A 22,644-nucleotide genomic window follows, 5' to 3' on the forward strand; every position below is an offset into this window, starting at 1 on the left:
TTTCGGTCCGCCATCAGGAGACATCGCCATGAATTTCATCCTGCGCGTCGGGCGTACCTGGGATACCCAGATCGCCGCCATTCGCAACGCAGTCACGGAAGACACCAACCTGATCCGCTACGACAACACGTTCTACCGGATCTGCTCGAACGCGTTGCCGCCCTCCTTCACGGTCAGCGTGCTCCCCAGCACCGTCAGCCCGCCGCTCGTGTTGAACATGCGCACGCGAGACCTGTACGTCGAGCTGATTGGCGGCCATCCGTTCGAGAATTACTCGCACAACCTCGACAGGATGCCGTTCGAAGCAACCGCCACCAGCGGCGATGATGCGGAGCGCGGCTTCTCGCTCGACAGTGCGATTCGCGGCCTGCTGCGCATACAGGGCGGCGACAAGCGCATGCTCAGGCCCGACGACCGCTTCCTCGCGCAATCGCTTGTCGTGTTCTGCGTGGCCGAATCGCTGCGGTTCGACAGGATCGCGACCGAACTCGGGCAATTCTTCCGGTCGTCTTACGACCCGAACCATCCGGAAATCGGCAATTTGCTGAAAGGGGTCGCGCGGATCCGGTATCTGCAATCGTGGCTGCAGATGGCGAAGAACTGGGAAAAGACGACCAAGGACGTCTTCGACAGCATCCCCGACAAGATGCGCGAGATCGTCGTCCAGCCGCGCAGCCGGTTGTCCCCGGCCGACCGGCAAGCGTCCGCGCGCGTCGACCTCGTCGGGTTCGGCGACGTGACGCGGTCCATCGCGCCGGGCATGCGGGTACTGATGCGGCCGTCGTGATGCGGTGACGTCGTGACGCTCTCGCGGCCGGCGCCTGCGGATCCCCCGCCCAAGCGCTAAAATCCGCCGCCTGGGCATCCACCGCGAGCAAGCGTTTTGACGGCGTTCGAGCAGGGTTTCATCCTCACCCGCCACTGGCGGGACACCGCATCCGGCATCGAGATCGAGTTCTGGCTGGCAACCGAACACGGTCCGCGCCGCGTACGGTTGCGCCCGCAGGAAGCCGTCGCGTTCATTCCGGCCGAACAGCAGGCGCTCGCCGAACGCACGCTGGCCGGCGAGCGCGAGGCCGAGCTGCGCCCGCTCGCGCTGCGCGACTTCCGGCAGCGCCCGGTCGTCGGCCTCTATTGCAAGCGCTATCGCCATCTGTCCGGGCTGCAGAAGCGTCTCGCGGCAGCCGGCGTCGACGTCTACGAAGCCGACGTGCAGCCGCCCGACCGCTACGCGATGGAGCGCTTCATCACGGCCTGCGTGCGGTTTCGCGGGCAACCCGGCCCCGACGGCACGCTGGCCGGCACCGAGCTGAAAACGGCGACCGGCTATCGCCCGGCGCTGCGCTGCGTGTCGCTCGACATCGAAACCAGCGTGCACGGCGAGCTGTATTCGATCGCGCTCGAAGGCTGCGGGCAACGGCAGGTCTACATGCTCGGGCCGCCGAACGGAGGCGACAGCGACGCAGCAAACGCCATCGACTTCAACCTCGACTACTGCGACAGCCGGCCCGCGATGCTCGCGCGGCTCAACGAATGGTTCGACGAACACGATCCCGATGCGGTGATCGGCTGGAACCTCGTGCAGTTCGACCTGCGCATCCTGCATGCCCATTCGGAGCAATACGGCATCCCGCTGAAGCTCGGCCGCGGCGGCAGCGTACTCGACTGGCGCGCGCACGGCCAGCAGCCCGATCACTTCTTCGCGGGCGCGGCCGGCCGGCTGATCCTCGACGGCATCGACATGCTGAAATCCGCGACGTGGACGTTCCCGTCGTTCAGCCTCGAATACGTGTCGCAGGCGCTGCTCGGCGAAGGCAAGTCGATCGACAACCCGTACCAGCGGATGGACGAGATCCAGCGCCGCTTCGATCACGACAAGCCGGCGCTCGCGCGCTACAACCTGAAGGACTGCGAACTCGTCACGCGCATCTTCGACAAGGCCGACCTGCTGTCCTTCGCGCTCGAACGCGCGAGCGTGACGGGCCTCGCGGCCGATCGCACCGGCGGGTCGGTGGCGGCCTTCACGCATCTGTACCTGCCGCGCATGCACCGGCTCGGCTATGTCGCGCCGAACCTCGGCGACGTGACGGGGCAGAACAGCCCCGGCGGCTTCGTGATGGATTCGCGCCCCGGGCTGTACGACTCGGTGCTCGTGTTCGACTACAAAAGCCTCTATCCGTCGATCATCCGCACGTTCCTGATCGATCCGGTCGGGCTGATCGAAGGGCTCGCGCATCCCGGCGACGACGCATCGGTGCCCGGCTTTCTCGGCGCACGTTTCTCGCGTACCGCGCACTGCCTGCCCGATATCGTGCGCCGCGTATGGGAAGGCCGCGACGACGCGAAGCGGCAGCGCAACGCGCCGCTGTCGCAGGCGCTGAAGATCATCATGAATTCGTTCTACGGCGTGCTCGGCTCGACGGGCTGCCGCTTCTTCGACCCGCGCCTCGCGTCGTCGATCACGATGCGCGGCCACGAGATCATGCACCGCACGCGCGAGCTGATCGAAGCGCAGGGTTACGAAGTGATCTATGGAGACACCGATTCGACGTTCGTGTGGCTGGGCCGCGCGCACGACGACGACGAAGCCGGCACCAAGGGCCGTGCACTCGTCGAGCACGTGAACCGCTGGTGGCAGGCGCACCTGCGCGACCACTTCGGGCTCGAGAGCGCGCTGGAGCTGCAATACGAGCGGCACTACCGCCGCTTCCTGATGCCGACCGTGCGCGGCGCGGAAGAAGGCAGCAAGAAGCGCTACGCGGGCCTCGCGGCAGCGGCCGACGGCGGCGAGGACCTCGTCTTCAAAGGGCTCGAAACGGTGCGCACCGACTGGACGCCGCTCGCGCAGCAGTTCCAGCGCGAGTTGTACCGGCGCGTGTTCAGCCGCGAGCCGTACCAGGATTTCATCCGCGACACCGTGCGGCGCACGCTGGCCGGCGAATTCGACGACCAGCTCGTCTACCGCAAGCGCGTGCGCCGGCCGCTGCGCGAGTACGAGCGCAACGTGCCGCCGCACGTGCGCGCGGCGCGGATCGCCGATGCATTCAACCAGGAACAGGGCCGGCCGCTGCAGTATCAGCGCGGCGGCTGGATCAGCTACGTGATGACGACGGCCGGCCCCGAGCCGCTCGAAACGATGCGTTCGCCGATCGACTATGCGTTCTACCTGAGCCGCCAGCTTCAACCCGTCGCCGACGCGATCCTGCCGTTCCTGCGCGACGACTTCGAACGCGTGATCTCCGGGCAGGGGCAGTTGTTCCAGGAGTAGCCGCGCCACGTCGGGCAAGGGAGACACGGCGGGCCGGTTAAAATACCGCGCTGCTGCGCGTCCTGCCGCAGCCGAAGGAGATTCATCATGACCGCACGTCGCGGAACAGCGGTCGCCATCGCGCCCGGCCACGAGGCAGCCAGCCTGTCGAACGCCCAGAAAGCATTCAATACGCTCGTCCAGCAGATCGAGAAGCGGCGCGAGCGGCTCGGCGCGTGGGAAGCCGCGATGCCGGCCTTCCAGAAGAAATTCGTCGACGAGCTGTTGCCGCTCGAACAGACGTCCACCGCGCTGCGGATCCGGTTGCTCAATCAGCTCGACGACGCGTATCTGCAGAAAGGATTGAGCAAGGCGGAACAGCACACCCTGTCCGGGATGATCGCCAGCATGGCGCGCGACTTGCTCGACTTCAGCGACGACGCGCAGCTGAAGGCCATCCATGCCCGGCACGGCGCCGCCGATCACGGCAGCAACGCAGCAGCCGAGCCGGAACCGGAGCCGAAGCCGGAATCGACGCCCGGCGTGACGAACGAAGACGATCTCGACGCACTGTCGCCCGAGGAGCTCATGGCGCGCATGCAGGCCGAACTGGATGCGCAGTTCGAACGGGACATGGCCCAGCACGCGGCCCGCGAGGCACAGCGCGCCAAGCGCAAGAAAGCGCCCCGCCAATCGGCCGCGCTGGCGAAGCGCGAAGCCGAGCAGGCCGAAGCGAGCCGGTCGATCCGCGAGGTCTACCGGAAGCTGGCGAGCGCGCTGCACCCCGATCGCGAGACCGATCCCCAGGAACAGGAACGCAAGACCGTGCTGATGCAGCGGGTCAACCACGCTTACGCGAACGGCAAGCTCCTGCAACTGCTGGAGCTGCAACTGGAGATCGAGCAGATCGACCGGCACGCGATCAACGGCCTCGGCGAAGACCGGCTCGCGCGCTACAACGGCATCCTGGAAGATCAGCTGCGCGAGCTGGACCAGGAGATCCAGGACGTCGAGACCGGATTCCGGCGGACCTACGGGATCGCGCCGTCGGTCAAGGTCGCGCCCGATACCATCATGCGCATGCTCGCGCGCGACATCGCCGGCACGCAGCGCAGCATCCACGACCTGAACCTGACGCTGCGCGAGTTCGACGATCCGGCGAACGTCAAGGAATGGCTGAAGGACATGAAGCGCCAGCGGGCATTCCCGCGTTTCGACGACTAGCATTGCCGGGCAGGCATGCGTCTGCCCACCGGGCATCGCGTGCGTAGCCGGTCTGACGGAACGGCGGCGTGCCCCGCATCGATCGGCATTCCACGCGAATCAACCCACCCAAAGCCGGGCACCAAGGACGCCGTATTTCCCCCACTGTCACGGATTCAGGAACACTGTTGGACAGGAATCGGCATTTATCCGGCCGATCCGGGTTCCTAAACTTGTCTCGTCGGTTCAGCCAGCCGCCATCGCGCCGAACCGCAACGAAACCGTCTGAGGAAACCGTGAAATCCATCATCGTCACCATCGCCACCGTCGCCGCTACCGCCACCACCCTTCTCGCCGCACCGGCCGTGTCGTACGCACAGTCGTCGCACTCGACGCTCACGCGTGCGCAGGTGCGCCAGGAATTGTTCGACCTCGAATCGGTCGGCTACGAGCCGATCGCCGCTGATGGCGACAACTATCCGGGTGACATCGTCGCCGCGCAGGAGCGCCTGGCGGCCAAGCGGCTCGCCGAGCGCAAGAGCGCCGAAGCGGCCTACGGGTCGAACGGCGCGGCCGGCACGGATTCGGGCGCGCCGGCGGTTGCGGTGGTGAAGCCCTAACGCCCAGACGCCGCTCCGCACGGCCACGCATCGACGCAGGCGAGCGGCCACGACACCCGGCCGCCGCACTGCGCCGCGCTCGCCCGCTCGGGCGAACCGCCGCTTCGCTTCACGCCCGGTGCCCCGAGATCGGCCCCGCTTCGCCGGTCAGGTTGAAGATGCTGTCGATCCACGCCAGAAACGTCGAAAACGTGAAATCCGACCCCTGCTGCGTGCGGAACGCCTTCATCACCGGCGTATCGGCCGGGTCCTGCTGGTTCAGCAGGTTGTCGACGAACGTGCCGATATCCGCGTCGATGCCGCGCTCGTGGATCCCCGACCCGGTGAAGCTGACCGCCGTCACCTGGTGGTTGGCGATGAAGTCGTTGCGCGCCCACGGCATGAAGTAGCCGAAGTTCGGCAACGGGTTCAGCGTCTGCTTCAGCCCGTCCAGCTCCTGGTCGAACAGCGCGAGCGACAGTGAATCCTTCGTCGCGTCGTCGGGCGCCGCGATCACGGCCGGCACGAACGCGCGATAGTGATACGCGGCGATGATCTTGTCGCGCTGGTAGCTCGAGAAGCCGAAGCGGTCGTGCGGGAATGTCGCCGACAGCGCCGCATACGCGCTCCCCATGTTGCCCGGATCGAAATGGTTGGTCAGCCGGCTGTTCACGGTGATCATCCCGTCGGGGCCCGTCATCCCCCACTCGGTGCGCACGCGATCGTACAGGCCGACCGACGGATGCGTGGCCGCGTCCGCGTCGAACGGCGTGTTGAAGACCGTACCGGCGTCGTCGAGCAGCGAACTATGCGCCTGCGGCTGCAGCGTGTTGCGCAGCGTCGCGTAGTTCGCGAGCGTGCCGTAGCCGCCCGCGCTCATTCCGTACACGAGCAGCCGGTTCGGCTTGCCGAAGCCGTGCGACGTCAGCCACTGCGCGACGGCCTGGATGTTCTTCAGCCCGCTGTAGTGCTGCAGTCGCCAGTCGCCGCTCGGCGACGTGTAGTTGCGCACCGCGCTGCCCATGTGGATATCTCCGGTGCAATAGGGCACGAAAACCTGTGTCCACTGCTGCGTCTCGACCTTCGGTTCGCCGACGAGAATATGCGCGAGATCCATCCGCGTGAGCAGCGGCGACAGGAACGACGACAACAGGCTCTGGTTCGCGGTGCCGTTCATGTAGTTGTGGGGAATGCCGTCCGGGTTGAAGCCGCCGAGGCCGGCCTCGGCGCCGGTCGACGTCTGCGTGCAGGTACCGTAGTCCCAGCACGCGCCGCCCGGCTCCATCATGTACAGCAGGTTGTCCGACTGCGCGCGATTGACGTAGAAGCGCATCGGCGTGCCGTTGCCGCACGATGCACCGGTGCTCTCCGGCAACGTCACTTCGTACCACGAATAATACGGAATCGCCGGATCCGGCATCGTCGTATCGGCGGCGTGACCGTTCAGTGCCGCGCAACCGAGCAGCGTGGCAACGGCCGCGCGCAGCAGGCTTCGTGCTGTGGACATCTCCCCTCCTTGTCGATGGACATGACGCGGCCGTCGGGCTCAATCCCGGCGTCGCGGATTCGGCGCTCAGTGCGCGCCGGACGATGAAGCGCCGTCGAACAGCTGGACCCGCAACGCCTGCAGGCGCTGCGCGATTGCGGCTTGTTGCTGATCGGGATCGGGAATGCTCGCCTGAACCTGCCGGACGACGTCGCGGCTCTGCTGTTCGTACGAGCGATAGCGCGGATCCTGCACCGGCGACGGGCCGACCGTCTGCTGCGCATAGGTGTCCCATTGCGCACGCATCGACCGGATCGCCGCGCCGCGCGTCGCGGGATCGGCTTCGGTATCGGTCAGCAGCGCCGCGCTCAGCGCCTCGGCCTGCACCGGCACGATCTCGTTGCGCGCGACATGGTCGGGGAGTGCGTCGAGAATCCGGTGCGCGAGCGCGGCGCGCTCGGCTTGCGGCATGCTGTTGCGGCGATCCCCATACGCGGCAACCTCGTCGCGAAAACGCGCGAACGCGACGATGCGCTTCACTTCGGCATCCGCATCGGGGCGCCCCGCGAGGCTGCGGCGCAGCGCGTCGACATCGAGCCGCCGCTCCTCGGGGCCGGGCGTCGCGGCGCCGGTGCCGGTGCCGGTGCCGAACGTATCGGCTGTGCCTGGCTGCGCGCTCGCCGCCGCGGCCGGTGTGCCGGACGACGCGGCTTGCGCCGGCGTCGCCGCTTCATATCGCCAGACTGCAACGACGACCACGCCGATCGCCGCGATCGCGCCCGTGTGCCGCCAGCGTGCCCTGTTCTTCTTCACGTCGCCTCCTCGTCACGTCATGCCGTTCTTCGCCGGTGCATCCGCGAGTAGGTTCTAGGTCGAATCCGGCAGGCAGTCAAAAGCGGCACTAGAACGCAGGCACTAAACCTGCTCGCGGCGGCCACGTCCCGCCAGACGTTTGAAACGCATTTCCTGATCGCTCGGCCAGGCGCGCCATGTCGTGCGTCACGCCCGTCCGGCGGCGGTTCGGGCCGATACGTACCGTGTGCGCCGGGACACCAAGCAAGCGGCGATCCAGCCGCTCGCAGCACGCGGGCCATGCATCGGCCTGGCCGATACGGATGGCCGGATAAGACCCGTCGAACGACCCGCTGAGCGCTTGGTCGTCATTTTGGCCAGCCCTATGCTGGTTTCCGACACGCGCCGAACGGTCGGCGCGACGCCCACCCCACCCAGCCGAGCCCGTTCCATGAGCCGTGCAGACCTTCCGCATCGCGCACCCGCCGCCGTCCACGACTATCCGACCTATCGCGACGCGCTCGCGGGCCGCCGGCTACCTGCCGCCTTCGTCGACCTCGACTGCCTCGACGCGAACCTTGCCGACCTGAAGCGCCGCGCACGCGGCCTGCCGATCCGACTCGCGACGAAGTCGGTGCGCTCGCGCGAACTGATTGGCGCGGTGCTCGCCGCCGGCCCGTTCATGCAGGGGCTGCTGTGCTACTCGGCCGCGGAGGCCGCGTGGCTCGCGGACGGCGGGTTCGACGACATCGTCGTCGCGTATCCGACCGTCGAGTCCGACGACCTGCGCGCGGTGGCCGCGCAGCTCAGGCGCGGCCGCTCGATCACGCTGATGGTCGACGCCGCCGCACAGGTCGACGCGATCGACCGCGTCGCCCACGACGAGCGCGTGACGTTCCCGCTCGCGATCGATCTCGACATGTCGTCCGCGTATCCGGGCCTGTACTTCGGCATGTACCGCTCGCCGGTGCGCGACGCGGCCCGCGCACTCGCGCTCGCGAACCACATCGGCGAGCGACAGCACGTGCGGCTCGACGGGTTGATGGGCTATGAAGGACAGATCGCCGGCGTGGCCGACACGGAGCCGGGCAACGGCGCACGCAACGTGCTGGTGCGGCACCTGAAGCGCCGCTCGGCGCGCGAGATCAACGCGCGCCGCCAGGCGGCCGTGCAGGCGCTCGCGGCGGCAGGCCACACGTTGCGCTTCGTGAACGGCGGCGGCACCGGCAGTATCGAGAGCACGCTCGGCGACGCGTCGGTCACCGAGCTGGCGGCCGGCTCCGGCCTCTACGCGCCGGCGCTGTTCGATCACTACGCGGCGTTTCATGCGCAGCCGGCCGCCGGCTTCGCGCTGCCGGTCGTGCGGATTCCGCGGCCGGGCATCGTGACCTGTTCGGGCGGCGGCTATGTCGCATCGGGGCCGGCCGGCAAGAGCCGCCTGCCGCGGCCGTGGCTGCCGGCCGGCTGCACGCTGATCGACAACGAAGGCGCGGGCGAAGTGCAGACGCCCGTGCGCGCGCCGCGCGGCGTCGCACCGGCGATCGGCGATCCGATCCTGTTCCGCCACGCGAAGGCCGGCGAACTGTGCGAGCGCTTCAACACGCTGCTGCTGATCCGCGGCGGCCGCGTGGTCGGCGAGGCGCCCACCTATCGCGGCGAAGGCAAGAGCTTTTTCTAGCGGGCCGCGCGGCCCGTCGTTCAAACCGCTCAAACCGGTCAACCCGTTCAATCCATTCAAACGACAACCACGGAGACAATGCCATGTGGCGCAACTGGTCGGGATATGTCTGCAGTCCTGATGCAACCGTGTCGACGCCTGCGTCGCCCGCCGGGCTCGCGGCCGTGCTGCGCGACGCGGCGGCCGCCGGCGCCACCGTGCGCGCGGCCGGCGCCGGTCACTCGTTCTCGCCGCTCGTGCAGACCGACGACGTGATCCTGTCGCTCGACGCGATGCAGGGCGTGATCGACGTCGACCGCGACCGGCGCGTCGCGCGCGTGCAGGCCGGCACGCGGCTGTGGGCACTGGGCCCGGCGCTCGCCGCGCACGGCCTCGCGATGGAGAACCTCGGCGACATCAACGTGCAGTCGATCGCCGGCGCGACCAGCACCGGCACGCACGGCACCGGCATCACGCTCGGCAACCTGTCGACGCAGATCGACAGCCTGACCTTCATGTGCGCGGACGGCAGCGAGATCCGCGCGAGCGCCGACACGCATCCCGACCTGTTCGCCGGCGGCCGGATCGGGCTCGGCGCGCTCGGCGTGCTGACGGAGATCGGCCTGCGCCTCGTGCCCGCGTTCAAGCTGCGCCTCGAGCGCGGCGGGATGAATCTCGACGACTGCCTCGCGCAAGCGGACGCGCTGATCGCAACGCATCGCTCGTTCGAGTTCTACTGGTTCCCGCATACGGACACCGTGCTGACCAAGGCATGGGACATGACCGACGAGCCGGCCGACGCGGTGCACTGGGCGAGCCGTGCATCCGAGTCGTTCCTCGAGAACACGGTGTTCGGCGCGCTGTGCGGGCTCGGCCGGCACGTGCCATCGCTGTGCCCGGCGCTGAGCCGGCTCTGCGCATCGACGGTGTCGGCTGGCCGGCACGTGGATGCGAGCTACGCGATGCTGTCGACGGTGCGCCGCGTGCGCTTCAACGAAATGGAGTGGTCGGTGCCGGCCGAACGCGGCGCCGATGCGCTGCGCGAGATCCGCGCGTTCATCGCGCGCCGCAGCTTCCCGCTGATGTTCCCGCTCGAATACCGCTGGGTGCGCGGCGACGACATCTGGCTGAGCCCCGACTACGGCCGCGACAGCGTACGCATCTCGGTCCATCAGTATCGCGGGATGCCGTTCGACGCGTACTTCTCGGGCGTGCAGGCGATCTGCCGCAATCACGGCGGGCGGCCGCACTGGGGCAAGGTGCATGCGATGAAGGCCGCCGAGCTGGCGGCGTGCTACCCGCACTGGGACGATTTCCTCGCATTGCGCGAACGGATGGACCCGCACGGCCGCTTCCTGACGCCGTACCTGCGCACGCTGTTCGGCCTGCCGCAACGCGCAAGTGCAAGTACAAACGCAGCCTCAGCCGTCCGCGCCATGCCGGCCCGCCGAGGGACACACCCGATGCACGAAACGGCCGGCATCGCACATGATCGGCCGCGATCCAACCAGGAGGCCTCGTGAGCACCGCCACCCTGCATGCCGCCGCACAGTCGCGCCCCGATCCGTCGACCGGCGCCGTCGTTCGTCTCGCGTTCGCGTTCGCCGCGGCCACCAACGGCCTGATCCTGTCGCCGTTCCTCGTCGCGGCCGTGATGACGCGCTTCCGGCTCGACGAAGGCACCGCGACCGCGCTCGTGAGCGCCGAGATCCTCGGCATCGCGATCAGCTGCGCGCTGCTGTCGCACCGGATCGCGCGCGCCGCGCGGCCGTTCACGCTGGCCGGCCTCATCGGCACGCTCGCCGGGCAGGCGCTCAGCGCGGTCGCGCCCGGGATCGTGTCCGCGGCGCTCGCGCGCGGGATGACAGGGCTGTTCGAAGGGATGCTGTTCGTCGTCGTCGCGTCCGGCGTGTCGCAGCGCGCGTCGACCGACCGCCTGTGGGGGCAGATCAACCTGCTCGCGGGCGTCATCAACGGCGGCATCCTCGTGCTGATCTCCGCGTTGCCGGCCGGCTGGCTCGAGCGCGGGGTGTTCGCGCTGCTGGCGGCCGTCGTCGCCGTGCTGGCGCCCGCGATGCGCGGCATCGACGCATTCGCGAGCGCCCCCGCGCAGAGCCTCGCGCGGGCCGGCACGCTGCCGTGGCGGCCGGTGATCGCGATCTGGGTCGTGACCGCGCTCGTGTACGGCGTGCAGGCATCGCAATGGGCGATCGCCGGCTTCGTCGGCGAGCGTGCCGGGCTGTCGCCAACGACGATCGGCGTGCTGCTGTCGGTGTCGTCGCTGCTCGGCTTCGTCGGCGCGGCGATTCCGTCGCATCCGGCCAGCCACAAGCACCGCCTCGCGCTGATCTGGGCCGCGCAGCTCGCGATGATCGCGTCGATCGAATGGTTCTTCAGCGCGCGCGGCGGCAGCGCGTACTTCCTGAGCCAGTTCGTGCTGAACAGCGCGTTCTTCGTGATCGTGCCGTTCCTCACCGGGATGCTGTCCGACGTCGACCCGGACGGCTCGCTGGTCGCACGCACGCTCGTCGTCACGTTCTTCGCGGCCGGCATCGGCACCGCGCTGTCGGGCGCGCTGCTCGGCCGCTTCGGCGGCGCGCGCGTCGCCCACGTGCTGTGCGTGGCGGTGCTGGCCGCCGCCCCGTTCGTGCGGCTCGCGCTGCGCCGCGCGGCGCCCGGCGCGGTGGCGCACGCGGCGCCGTCGCCCTGACCGCAGTGCGCCATGGCGTGGCCGCGACGCACCGCGCGAATGGCCGCCGCGGCCGCGGCCCGTGCAAATTTGGCTTTCACCATTCGTTTCCGGCGGGTCGAGCCGCCACCCCTTTTCGATGCGGAGTCCAGAACAATGAATCGTCACGATAGCGTTCGCGCCGCGTGCTGCGCGATGTGGATCCTGGCCGTTACCGGCGCGCATGCGCAAAGCAACGTGACGCTGTACGGCGTGATCGATGCGGGCATCCGCTACGAAACTCACGGCGTGTCCTACGGCGCCGACGGCGCGCCGGTGTCGACGGGCCGCAAGATCTCGATGGCGGACGGCGGCGGCCTGACGGAGAGCTACTGGGGCCTCAAGGGGCAGGAGGATCTCGGCGGCGGGCTGTCCGCGCAGTTCAACGTGGAAAGCCACTTCGGCCCGAACAGCGGCGCGATCGTGCCGGCCGGCGCGCCGAACTTCTTCGAAGTCGCGTACGTGGGGCTGACGTCGACGTCACTCGGCCAGCTCGCGCTCGGCCGCCAGTACAACGTGCCGTTCGAGATGGTGTCGCTGACCTACGGCTCGAACCTGTGGGCCGGCCCGCAGGATCCGTACTTCAACCTGTTCAAGCCCGAGCAGACGATGCTCGCGGGCTCGCGCACCAGCAACATGATCCAGTACGGCGCGCAGCTCGGCAGCCTGTACCTGCTCGCGCAGTACGCGCCGGGCGGCCATGCGGGCGGCGGCGTGCTGGGCGGCCAGGCCGGTGCGGCGATCGCGTATGCGCCGGACAAGGGGCCGTTCACGGTCGGCGCGTCGTTCATGCGCAGCTGGGACGACGTCACGCACGCGAAATTCGACATCTACGGCGGCGGCGGCTCGGTGACGCTCGGCAACGCGACCGTCAACGCCGGCTATATCGAGAACGCGCGCGACAACGACTTCACGTCGTTCGGGAACGGCCCGTTCAGCCCGACCGATCTCGCCGCGCTCGGCATCATCTCGCCGGCGCAGGTGGTCGATCCGTCGACGCCCGGCGGGTTCCGGCGCCGCAAGATGGCGCTCGCGGGGCTGACCTACCGGTTCACGCCAGCGTTCACGGCCGCCGTCAACGCGTGGTGGACCACGCAGTCGGGCTACACGCCGGACTTCGACGGCCGCGCGCGCCAGTTCCAGGTGATCGCCGGCTACAGCCTGTCGAAGCGCAGCATGCTCTATGCGGAAGTCGACTACGCGATCTATCGCGGCGGCCTGGTCGGCGCGCAGCTGGTCGGCATCAACGGACAGTCGCCGAGCACGAGCACCACGCAGCTCGGCGCGACGGTCGGCCTGCGCCACTACTTCTGACGCGGGGCCGCGCGGAATGTGGGCCATCGCGGCCGGGGCGGCACCGGGTTTCCGGCCGGGCGGGACGAGTACAATCCATGGAAAAAAATACGGAGCATCCATGGACGAACCCGACCGTTATACGACGGCGAATCTGCCGGTCCATCTGTTGCGGTGCCTCGCGGAGACAAGCAAGGAACTGGGCATCGACCCCACGCGGCTGTGCCTCGGGCTCGGCTTCGACGTCGCGGACCTGTCGAATCCGTCATGCAGGATTTCCTTGCGCCAGGCGAGCACGATGATCCGCCGCGCGCTCGAGATGGCGCCGGGGCGGGCGCTCGGCCTCGAACTCGGCACGAGCGAGACGATCGCGTCGATCGGCCTGGTCGGCTACGCGATGCTGACGAGCCCGACGCTGAAGGACGCGATCGCGGTCGGGATGGAACTGCAGCGCCACACGGGGCCGCTGTTGCGCTTCGACGTGACGTCGGATGCACGCACGCTGTCGATCCGCGCAACCAACGTCTTCCTCGAACCCGATATCGAGGCGTTCCTCGTCGAGGAGGCGTTCGGCAGCTTCATGAAGATCGGGCGCTCGCTCGTCGGCCCCGCGTTCCAGCCGAAGGGCGTCGACCTCAGCTACCCGCCGCCGGCCTATGCGGAACAATACGCGCGTGTGTTCCCGTGCCCGGTACGGTTCGAGCAGGAGCAGAACCTGTTCTCATGCGACGCCGCACTCGGCAACCGCCCGATCGCGACCCACGATCCGCTCGCGCATCGTCAGGCACTCGAATTCCTGCAGGACGCGCTGCCGCCCGAACCCGAAGGCACCGAATTTCTCGAATCGATCGAACGGATCATGCGGCGCGACCTGCGGCACGCGCCGTCGCTTGCCGAGATCGCCGCGCAGCTGTGCATGAGCGAGCGCACCCTCCGGCGGCGGCTCGCGGACCAGGGCGTGTCGTATCAGACGGTGATCGACACGATCCGCCGCAAGCGCGCGTTCACGCTGCTGAGCAACCCGCGGCTGTCGATCGAGGACGTCGCGCACGAAGTCGGGTTCAGCGACGCGCACAACTTCCGGCGCGCGTTCAAGCGGTGGACGGGGCATGGGCCGAGAGAGGGCATCGGCCGTCACGCGGCCGGATCTTCGACATAGCCCTTGCGCAGCTTCTCCGCCACCAGCTTGTCCATCTCGCGTCGCGCCCGTTCGACAGTTGCGAATTGCTTCAGGTTGGCTTGCCCGTTCGTCCCGATACGGCCGTAGGTCACGTTCAGCTCGGTGCCTCGCACGCTGGCGCGCCAGAACTTGCTGGAGGTGCCTTGCTCGAACCGCAGCGATCGCACCCATTCCGTCGTCACGCCGGCCTCCGCCACGGTCGCCTGCTCCGCAGCCGTCGAGCCATGTGCCGACGTCTGAACGGATGACATCGGCAATTCGATTTCCTGGTCGAGCGCACGATCTTCGCCATCCGCGAGCATCGCCTCGATGCGTGCCAGCACCGCGGCCGAGTCATCCAGCCAGTCTTTCCCGGGGATGTCGAGCACGCGCCAGCCGAAGCCGCGCAGAATGCCGGGCCGGAATACGTAGCGTTCCGCCGTATCGGCCACGGCATTGGCCGGGTTGTCGAGCAGGATGGCCAGCGCATAGTCCTGCTTCGACGCACCGACGATCGCCAGGTCGCAGCGGAATTGCGAACGGCCGACATCGACGTCGACCCGATGGCCGCGCGCGCGCAACGCTTCGGCCAGTGCGTCACGAATGGCGTCGGACGACGTCCGTCGCGCGAAGGCATCGCGCGCACCTTGATTCAGCGCACCGAGCACGGCCTGCGCACGGTCGAACTGGCCTGTGGCGCTGGCCTGCGCAAATTGCAGAAACGCGCGCAGGGCGGCCGCGCCGTCGTTGTGCACGTTGGTAATCGCGTCGGCCTGGATGGTCGAGACGACGGCCATCCGGTGCCTTGCGCGGCTGAAGATGACATTGAGCCGCTTCTCGCCGCCGCGCTGGTTGATCGGCCCGAAATTCATCAGCATCTTGCCGTCGGGACCCGGCGCGTAGCAGATACTGAGGATGATCACATCGCGCTCGTCGCCCTGGACGTTTTCCAGGTTCTTGACGAACAGGCCGTTGAACTGGTCGTCGTCCTCGCGCACGTATTCGCGCTCCAGTCGCGCGGCGAAATCGGCGTCCTCGGCCGCCAGCGCCTCCAGCGCGGTTTCGATCGCGCGCTGCTGTGCCTCGGAAAACGCGACGATCCCGAGGCTCAGGCCCGTCTCCCGGCGCAGCATCTCCCGCACGACCGACGCAATGTAACGTGCTTCGGGTGCGTTGCTGCGCTCGACGTACACGCCGTCGTCGAGCCGGTGGAAACTGATCGGCCGCGCGAGCAGCGCATCGGTACCCGCTATGCCGGCGTCGTCCTGGCTCGATCGCACCGGCTTCACGTCATCGTCGGCTCGCTCGAGCATTCGATCGGGGATCGTCACGAGACGACCGTCGTAGAACGCCGCATTGGAAAAACTGATCAACGCTTCGTGCCGGCTGCGGTAGTGCCACGCCAGAAGCGTCGCGGGCAGATTGCGCGCCGCCTGATTCAACAGGCTGTCGGAGTCGAGATTGATGGCGATGCGCTCGCCTTCCTCCTCGATCACGATCTCGTCCTCGCCCTCCGTGCCCGCAGCCGTGAAAAAGCTCGTGGGCGGCAACTGCATCTCGTCGCCGACCACCACGACCTGCCGGGCACGGCTGAGCGCGGGCACGGATTCCTCGGTGGGAATCTGGCTGGCCTCGTCGAAGATCACCACGTCGAACAGATCGGGCGACAGCGGCAACGTATCCGATACGGATAGCGGACTCATCAGCCAGACCGGTTTCAGATCATTGACGACCATGCCCGTTTCGTCGTCGGCGAGATCGCGGATCGAGCGGTGTCGCATGCTCTTGCCGAATTCGTGTTCGAGCTCGCGCCGGCCGGTCGCGTAGCGCTTCTTGAAGGTCTTGCCGTCGGCATCGAGTTGCGTGGCCGACAGCGAAGACTGGCGCACGTGCTCGGCAAACTGCCGATGCAACGTCGCGCTCACCACCTGGGCGTTCACGGCCAGCAGTTCGTGCTGGATCCGGGCGGCAGCGCGCGCAGCCTGGGCCAGCGCCGCGCCGCCGAATCGCGCGAGCACCGGATTCTCGCGCTCCAGCCTGCGCAACGCCTCGTCGGCAATCAGTGCCTCCATCTCCCCGGGCGCGAGATCGATGGACTGAAGCGTCGCCGCATACGCGGGAGCGGCCGCATGCACGGCGCGCAGCAGCGGCAGCAAGTCAGGCAGGTCGTCCAGCCCCTCCCGAAGGTCGCGTAGCGCTTCGGCAATGTCGGCCAACGACACGTCGTCGTCCATGACCAGGTTTTCGCGGACGCGGCGCGCCAGCTTGTCGAGCGCCTCGCGTGCACCGGCATCGAGACGCGCCGCGGCAAGCGGATCGACGGCCTGACGCAGATGCGCGATCCGGTCGCGCAGATCGCCGTCCGAATCCAGGCGGGTTTCCAGTTCGGCCAGCGCGTGCAGGAACGCACCCATCTCGCTCACGCCGTAGCGCTTGCGGCATTCGACATCGGCTACGTCGAGCGCGGCCGCCGCCGCCTGCTCGGCGGCAAGCTGCTCCAGTACCTTGACGTAACCGGGATGCACCGCATGCTGCCCGAAATCGTAGCGACGCCGGAGCTCGCCGCGCAACCGCCACCATGCCGGCTGCAGCCAACGCATCGCCGACGTCTCGAACCGGCGCGCGAGCGCCAGCGCGGACGCGGTATCGCCCGGCGACAGCTTGTCTCGCCAGTGCACCGTGGCGGCGCGCGCGGCAGTCAGCGCTGCCGCGTGCGCGGACAGCGCGTCGCGAACTTCCCGCAATGCCGCCTGCGCGGACGAGGCCGGCTCGAGCACGTCGAGATGCGCGGCGAGACCCGTATCGATCAGCCACTGGCTGTCGGCGGCGATCGCGCATGCACGCGGCAGTGCCGTGTCATGCCCGATCGACGCCACCGCGTGGTCGAGCACCGGATCGAGCAGGTCGAACAGCGCCTCGGCGTCCCGGCACAGCTGCTCGGCCCGTCCGAATGCGCGTTCGTCGGCCAGCAGCGCCGCCGACAGCCGCGCGAAGGGTTGCGAAGCCAGACTGTTCGCGCCGAACCGCTCGCGCATCGCACGATGTACACGCTGGGTGAGCTCTCCGTGCTGATCCCAGACCGCAAGCGCCGGCAGGCGCTCCCGCAACGCGAACCCCACGTCCGGCGCAACCGGCAGCGCAACCGGCAGCGCAGCCAGCCGGCGCAGCAAGGTACGTACGCTGGCGCCCAACGCGTCGGGCGTCTCCGCCATCACGGCTTCAAACGCATCGATGCGTTGCTGCTGCACGTCGAGCGCATCGATCAGTGTCGCGCGCCGTGCGTGCAGCGCTTCGCTGTCGTGCGATTGGGCGATCCAGCGCTCGTAGCAGGTCTTCAGATCGGCGATGAACGCCTTCTTGTCGGTCTGCGAGTCATGGATCAGGCAACACAGCGCGTCCAGCCCGCTCTGCTTGAGCCGGTGGAACACCACGTCCAGCGCCGCGCGCTTTTCACATACGAACAGCACACGCTTGCCGCGCCCCGCGTAATCCGCGATGAGGTTGGTGATGGTCTGCGACTTGCCGGTGCCGGGCGGGCCTTGAATGATGAAGCTGCGCTGGCCGCGGGCCAGGCTCACCGACGCATTCTGGGTTGCATCGGACGCCACCACGTTCCACTGCTCGCCTGCCGGCAGCGGGGTGGCAGCGGACGTTTCCACCTCGCGCGGCTCGATCGAGAACACGCGGTCGAACGCCGGATTCGCGCTGGTCTCCTCGAGCAGTTGCGCGTAGTCGCGTACCAGCGACATCTTCCTGTAGTTGAAGTTGGCCAGCGTTACCTGCGTCAGGTCGAGATCCCACGCGTAGCGATGCCCCTCCGACTCCTGCAGCACGTAACCCTGCCGCTCGTCGACGGCCTCGCCCGCCGCGTCGGCCATCTGCGGTCGACGCAGGCTGGCGCCCGGCGCGGCGCCGGCCTCGAAACGCTGCGGCAGTTCGCTCGGCCGCACCCATTCCTCGAACAGCGCACGGCCGAGCGGGCGGTAGTCGTCCTGCGCGTAGCTGAACGACGGCAGCCGGCTGCTGCGCGCATCGCCGGCCCGCGCGGCGGGCTTGCGTCGCCGGTATTGCTGCATGCGCTGCAGCGCCTTCTGGCGCACCATGCGAATCGACGCCCTGTCGACGAGCCGAAGCTCGACCGACGGCTCGGAACGCCGGATCTGCGCCAGGATGTCCGCATGAATCTCGGCCAGCGTGATCTTGCCCAGATCGACCGTTTCGGGCAGCCGGATGTCGTAGAGCTGGCTCAGGTGGTGCCGCAACACCGGATTGAATTCGGCGTCACCGCCGGTGCACTGGATCACGTACTGATCGCGCACGCCCTTGCGCTTGACCAGTTCGACCGGCAACCAGAGCAGCGGCGACACGATGCGCTCGTCGGGAGTCTCCTTCAGGTTGTGCCAGCGCAGGAACGCGACCACGAGACGCAGGTTGCTGAAGCCGAACTCGGCACGTTCGCGGCGCGTATCGGCGATCAGCCGGTCGAGCGACGCCGGCAGGTAGGGCTGATCGTCGAACCGCAGCCATTGCTGCAACGGCACGGCCTTGCCGGCCACGAGGTCGGCCGCGAACGGCCCACCCCACGTGCAGATGTGCTCCGGACGCACGCTTTCGATCTGCAGCATCAGCGGCACGCTGGCAACGGTCAGGTTGACGGTCGCCGCGGTCGGACGGAAATGCAGCAGCCGGTTGCGACGCGACAGATCGAACAGCCGGTCACGCAGGTGCGTCAGCACGGCGCCACGGCGCGATGCCGCGCCCGTCGCCCCCGCCAGCGCACGCTCGACGTCCAGGCCGAGCGGCTGCTCGCGCCAGGTGCGCAGCCGCATCGCCAGGGCCGCCACGTCAGTCGCACGGTCATGGCGGTTCACCTCCGTCATCTCGACGATCACCGCCGCAACGATCGGATGCAGCCGCTCGTGCAGCACGAACAGATTGCGCCGATGCGCAACGAACGCTTGCAGGTCGCTCCCGGTTTCGAAGTTCAGCCCGCATGCGAGGCTTGCCAGTACCATCCCCAGCGCGAACACGTCGGTGATCTCGTCGTGATGACCGATCGATCGTTCCCAGCTCGCGTAGCCGGGCAAAAAGACCGGACGCTCGATCGGCGCCGCCGCATCGAGCTGCAGCGCGAGATCGGTCTGGCTGTGCTGGCCGTCGGGCGTGGAGTCCAGCCGCAGCGCGCCGACGATGTTCAGGCCCGATGCCGGATGCGGCTGCACGCGATGCACGGCGCCGACATCCATCTGCGGCATGTCGCCTTCGGGGCGTCGCAGCGCCAGCCGACCCGCTTCGTCGATCACGATGCTGTCGGCATCGAGCGCCGCCACCTTATCCCGCGCATGCAGTTCGGCAACCTGCCCGAACAGCGGCAGCACCAGGACGAGCACATCATCGGTCGGCAAGGCCGCGCCGGCCTGCGCGGCAATCAGCGTGCGCAGCGTGCGCGGCGCACCGTCGGCGATCCTGTCGGTCATGCGTCCTTCTCCTCGGCCAGTTGCCGCTTGTAGCGTTCGAGTTCGCGCTTGCCGAGGCCCGCGTCGCGCCGAAGGTTGAGTTGCAATGCATCCAGGCTGCCGAGCGCCCGGGCAACCTGCCCGGCACGCAGCAACGCAACGTCCCGCTGATCGGGATCCGCCAGCGCAAGATCCATCATCAGCGCATTCAGGTAGCCGCGCACGCTGTCGTCGGCGCCCACCGCCTCGAACGCGTCCGGGCCGGCAACGGGTTCGTCGTCACGCCAATCCGAAAACAGCATGCGAACCTGGGCCAGCACGGCATCGCTCGCCAGCGACGCGCCGTCGAGATAGTGCGCAACGAACCCGCGCGTCAGTGCCTGCAGACGCGCCTGGCCTGGCAAATCGAGCCGCTCCAGCGAAAGCGGACCGTGCAGACGCGCGTCGATCCAGTCGTCGAGGCTGGCCTCGCCGTCCCACCACAAGGCAAGCGCACGTGCACGGATGAAGGTCTCGGGATGGCTCAACGCGGCACTGGCGCCGGATTCGTTCGATTCGACTTCGGCGGCCTGGCGCAAATATGCGGCGGCATCGACCGTACTGATGCCCGTCTGCACCTTCACGAGTGTCGAAACGGCCGGTGCGACCGCGCCGGCCGCCATTGCGCCCCCGCGATCGGCGAAGAGTTCGGTGTGCAACGCGTAACGCCGGAACGTCTCGCGGTGACTGTCGGCTCCGCCGGGTGCGGCCACCGCGTCGTTGAGGATCCGGTCTGCCGTCAGGAACCTCCCACCGTCGAGCGACCACAGCAGATAGTGCGCGAGCTCGTGCCCGAGGATCGCCAGCAGCTCGAGAGACGACAGGCGCTCGAGCACGGCCCCCTGCAACAGGATGTGAATCTCGCCCGGTACGAAAACGAGCGACGCATTCATCTGGGTACCCGGCGATTGGTAGAGCGTGGCCGGCACACCGACGATCCCCAGTCGCTCCATCGCCAGCGCCAGCGCGGCATGGACATCGCCGTGGGCGTCCGCATCGATCCGGTAGGTTTCACGCAGCAACGACGCTCGCAGCGATTCGAGCTGTTCTGCATGGGTCGTGCGCTCGCCGGTCCAGCGCCAGACGTCCGGCTCGTGCCGGTACAAATAGTCCGCCACGGCTTCGTGGTAGGCGAGAGGCGCCAGTGCGCCTCGATTCGGGGCGTGAGAGTCCATGCGAGGCACTCCGTTCGGGAAGTGCTGATTCTACCGATGGAATGCGTCGCCGCAACTGTCGATGAAGAGCCGTCGCACCCGCACGCGCGAAACCGGACGCGCGTCGAATCGATTCGATGACGATCGCCACGCGCAATGCGAGGCTGAACGTGGCGAAGGTGTTGGCGCGGACACTCGGCGGTACGCCATCCCGGTAGCGGCACACGCACGCCTCGGCCGGCGTACCTGCCGGATGCGGGGGCCACGTCCGATCGTTCTGCATCGGAGCGGCCCGCACCGATCACGGCATCTGCTCACCCAGGCGAAGCTGGTTCGTCACCTGCGTCACCCCGTCGACTTGCCGGGCCGCCTCCACGGCCATCGCGGCCTGCTGGCCGTCGCTCACGCCACCGCGCAGCGTCACGACGCCGCTCCGGACACGCACCACGATGCGCGTCGCATTCAGCCCGCGCGTGCGAGCGAGTGCGGCGCTGACACGACGCGCCAGGCGCCGGTCGCCGGCTCGGCTCGCCTTGTCCGCCGATACCCCGCTGGCAACGGTTGTCGATGCCGGATCCGATGCCGCTCGCGCGGCACCGGCGACGGCCACGATGCCGAGTGCCACGACGATCGCGCCCCATCCACGTTGCAATGCTTTCATTGAGTCTCCCTTCACATACGAAAAATGACGGCGACCGACGCTCAGAACTTCGTCATCAGGCCAATCGATGCCCCCGTCATCCCGCTGCCGCCCGACCGCAAGCCGATGGCCGCGATATTGGTCGGATCGGTGCGGTACGCACCGGAGAAGCCGTTTCGATCGAACTCCGCATAGATCTCGGTGCGCTTCGACAGGAAGTATTCGACGACCGCATACGTCGTAAGCTTGTGCCCGTCCGCATCGCGCCGATTGCCGAGATTGCTGCCGATGTCGTCGTACATGCCGGCCGTGAACTGCAGGAACGGCGTGGCCTGATACACGACACCCAGCGCGGGAATCTTGTCGCGGCGATGCGGCCGGTTCGCGTTCGCGCTCGACACGTCGAGCGCCGAGTAGCTCGCATAGAGCCGGCCGGCACCGATCTGCCAGGTCCCGCCCGCCATCCAGGTCTGCGCGTACTGCGTCGCGTCGGCGCTGTAGGTCTTCGCGTAGGACGCGCCGCCGAGCACCGTCTGGTACTGGTACATCGCCGCAGCGGAAAAATTGGTTCCCGCACGCGTATTGCCGGCGACGCCGCCGGGCGAATAGCTCGCCGCGACGCGCAGGCCGCCCAGTTCGCCGATGTACTTGACCGTGTTGTTGAAGCGGGAATCGAGCGTGAACGGATTGCCGCTCCACAGCACGCCGGGCTCGATGGCAAGCGACTGGCCGCGCCCGCCCGCCGGATCCACGACGATCCCGAAGTCGGTCGCCGCGTTGAACTGGCGCCCGAACGTCAGGCGCCCGAAGCCGCCCGTCACGCCCACGTACGCCGCCTGCGAAAACAGCGTGCCGGACGTCTTCAGTGCGCCGGTGCCGCTGCTGAACGAGCCATCGAGCACGAACAGCGCCTTGAACCCGCCGCCCAGGTCCTCCCTTCCCCGGATGCCGAAATCGTTGCCCGCGATCAGGTTGTTGTTGTACCCCACGGCGCTCCCGCCTTGCATGCCGTTGGTCCATCGAATCCCGCCGCCGATCTGCCCGTAGAGGGTCACGCTCGACTGCGCCATGCCGATGCCCGGCAATGCGCCGAGCAATGCCACCCATGCGAATGTCCTCATCCGTCTCCTCCTGCCAGTGCCTGGCTTTATGCGTTCGTCACCGCCTCACTTCATCATTCGCATACCGAAA

General features: G+C 68.1%; 15 protein-coding genes. 9 read left to right on the top strand and 6 right to left on the bottom strand.

Features of this window, described 5'->3' with window-relative positions; translation table 11 throughout:
* Positions 1–28 precede the first annotated feature (28 nt).
* The 4 genes from CFB43_RS31655 to CFB43_RS31670 all read left to right on the top strand — a co-directional run bounded on the left by CFB43_RS31655 (position 29) and on the right by CFB43_RS31670 (position 5,070).
* Complete coding sequence (locus tag CFB43_RS31655; RefSeq protein ID WP_089497986.1) at positions 29–787, top strand: hypothetical protein; 759 nt, start codon at positions 29–31, stop codon at positions 785–787.
* A gap of 96 nt (positions 788–883) precedes the next feature.
* Positions 884–3,268, top strand: a complete 2,385-nt coding sequence (locus CFB43_RS31660) for a DNA polymerase II (RefSeq protein ID WP_089497987.1) — start codon at positions 884–886, stop codon at positions 3,266–3,268.
* Positions 3,269–3,355: 87 nt separating this feature from the next.
* Positions 3,356–4,471 carry a J domain-containing protein gene (locus CFB43_RS31665; RefSeq protein ID WP_089497988.1) on the top strand — a complete coding sequence of 372 codons (1,116 nt, stop codon included), beginning with the start codon at positions 3,356–3,358 and terminating at the stop codon, positions 4,469–4,471.
* Positions 4,472–4,746: 275 nt separating this feature from the next.
* Positions 4,747–5,070: a DUF4148 domain-containing protein gene (locus CFB43_RS31670; RefSeq protein WP_089463406.1), complete on the top strand. Its 324-nt coding sequence runs from the start codon at positions 4,747–4,749 to the stop codon at positions 5,068–5,070.
* Between the two features lie 109 nt (positions 5,071–5,179).
* On the opposite strand, the gene CFB43_RS31675 is transcribed toward CFB43_RS31670, so the two are convergent.
* A complete protein-coding gene (locus tag CFB43_RS31675; RefSeq protein ID WP_089497989.1) occupies positions 5,180–6,556 on the bottom strand; it encodes a pectin acetylesterase-family hydrolase in 1,377 nt (458 codons plus the stop codon).
* Between the two features lie 66 nt (positions 6,557–6,622).
* The gene (gene plcR, locus CFB43_RS31680; protein WP_089497990.1) at positions 6,623–7,348 is read right to left on the bottom strand and encodes a phospholipase C accessory protein PlcR; all 726 of its coding nucleotides are present in this window, start codon (positions 7,346–7,348) and stop codon (positions 6,623–6,625) included.
* 430 nt (positions 7,349–7,778) lie between these two features.
* Here plcR and CFB43_RS31685 point away from each other — a divergent pair, with 430 nt between their 5' ends.
* From CFB43_RS31685 to CFB43_RS31705, 5 genes are all read left to right on the top strand, one after another.
* The gene (locus tag CFB43_RS31685; RefSeq protein ID WP_089497991.1) at positions 7,779–9,005 is read left to right on the top strand and encodes an amino acid deaminase/aldolase; all 1,227 of its coding nucleotides are present in this window, start codon (positions 7,779–7,781) and stop codon (positions 9,003–9,005) included.
* A gap of 83 nt (positions 9,006–9,088) precedes the next feature.
* Complete coding sequence (locus tag CFB43_RS31690; RefSeq protein WP_089497992.1) at positions 9,089–10,507, top strand: D-arabinono-1,4-lactone oxidase; 1,419 nt, start codon at positions 9,089–9,091, stop codon at positions 10,505–10,507.
* On the top strand, positions 10,504–11,694 hold the full coding sequence (locus CFB43_RS31695) for an MFS transporter (protein ID WP_089497993.1): 1,191 nt from the start codon (positions 10,504–10,506) through the stop codon (positions 11,692–11,694). Before CFB43_RS31690 ends, CFB43_RS31695 begins: the two co-directional genes overlap by 4 nt.
* Positions 11,695–11,829: 135 nt before the next feature.
* Positions 11,830–13,026, top strand: a complete 1,197-nt coding sequence (locus CFB43_RS31700; RefSeq protein ID WP_089497994.1) for a porin — start codon at positions 11,830–11,832, stop codon at positions 13,024–13,026.
* Positions 13,027–13,126: 100 nt separating this feature from the next.
* Positions 13,127–14,164 carry an AraC family transcriptional regulator gene (locus tag CFB43_RS31705; protein ID WP_089497995.1) on the top strand — a complete coding sequence of 346 codons (1,038 nt, stop codon included), beginning with the start codon at positions 13,127–13,129 and terminating at the stop codon, positions 14,162–14,164.
* On the opposite strand, the gene CFB43_RS31710 is transcribed toward CFB43_RS31705, so the two are convergent.
* The 4 genes from CFB43_RS31710 to CFB43_RS31725 all read right to left on the bottom strand — a co-directional run bounded on the left by CFB43_RS31710 (position 14,140) and on the right by CFB43_RS31725 (position 22,574).
* Positions 14,140–19,641, bottom strand: coding sequence for an AAA domain-containing protein (locus tag CFB43_RS31710; protein WP_089497996.1), 5,502 nt, complete (start codon positions 19,639–19,641; stop codon positions 14,140–14,142). The genes CFB43_RS31705 and CFB43_RS31710 overlap by 25 nt on opposite strands.
* Positions 19,638–20,834, bottom strand: coding sequence for a hydrolase (locus CFB43_RS31715; protein WP_089497997.1), 1,197 nt, complete (start codon positions 20,832–20,834; stop codon positions 19,638–19,640). The genes CFB43_RS31710 and CFB43_RS31715 overlap by 4 nt, the downstream gene beginning before the upstream one ends.
* Positions 20,835–21,114: 280 nt before the next feature.
* On the bottom strand, positions 21,115–21,474 hold the full coding sequence (locus CFB43_RS31720; RefSeq protein WP_089497998.1) for a BON domain-containing protein: 360 nt from the start codon (positions 21,472–21,474) through the stop codon (positions 21,115–21,117).
* A 41-nt stretch (positions 21,475–21,515) separates the two neighbouring features.
* Complete coding sequence (locus tag CFB43_RS31725) at positions 21,516–22,574, bottom strand: porin (RefSeq protein ID WP_089497999.1); 1,059 nt, start codon at positions 22,572–22,574, stop codon at positions 21,516–21,518.
* Between the last annotated feature and the right edge of the window lie 70 nt (positions 22,575–22,644).

It is taken from the genome of Burkholderia sp. AU15512 (assembly GCF_002223325.1).
Lineage (GTDB): Bacteria > Pseudomonadota > Gammaproteobacteria > Burkholderiales > Burkholderiaceae > Burkholderia.

Bases quoted from the DNA above. Each gene is read 5' to 3' on its own strand.
- CFB43_RS31700 (WP_089497994.1), top strand. From the start codon at position 11,830: ATGAATCGTCACGATAGCGTTCGCGCCGCGTGCTGCGCGATGTGGATC.
- CFB43_RS31725 (WP_089497999.1), bottom strand. From the start codon at position 22,574: ATGAGGACATTCGCATGGGTGGCATTGCTCGGCGCATTGCCGGGCATC.
- CFB43_RS31715 (WP_089497997.1), bottom strand. From the start codon at position 20,834: ATGGACTCTCACGCCCCGAATCGAGGCGCACTGGCGCCTCTCGCCTAC.
- CFB43_RS31655 (WP_089497986.1), top strand. From the start codon at position 29: ATGAATTTCATCCTGCGCGTCGGGCGTACCTGGGATACCCAGATCGCC.
- CFB43_RS31675 (WP_089497989.1), bottom strand. From the start codon at position 6,556: ATGTCCACAGCACGAAGCCTGCTGCGCGCGGCCGTTGCCACGCTGCTC.
- CFB43_RS31685 (WP_089497991.1), top strand. From the start codon at position 7,779: ATGAGCCGTGCAGACCTTCCGCATCGCGCACCCGCCGCCGTCCACGAC.
- CFB43_RS31665 (WP_089497988.1), top strand. From the start codon at position 3,356: ATGACCGCACGTCGCGGAACAGCGGTCGCCATCGCGCCCGGCCACGAG.
- CFB43_RS31720 (WP_089497998.1), bottom strand. From the start codon at position 21,474: ATGAAAGCATTGCAACGTGGATGGGGCGCGATCGTCGTGGCACTCGGC.
- CFB43_RS31705 (WP_089497995.1), top strand. From the start codon at position 13,127: ATGGACGAACCCGACCGTTATACGACGGCGAATCTGCCGGTCCATCTG.
- CFB43_RS31690 (WP_089497992.1), top strand. From the start codon at position 9,089: ATGTGGCGCAACTGGTCGGGATATGTCTGCAGTCCTGATGCAACCGTG.
- CFB43_RS31710 (WP_089497996.1), bottom strand. From the start codon at position 19,641: ATGACCGACAGGATCGCCGACGGTGCGCCGCGCACGCTGCGCACGCTG.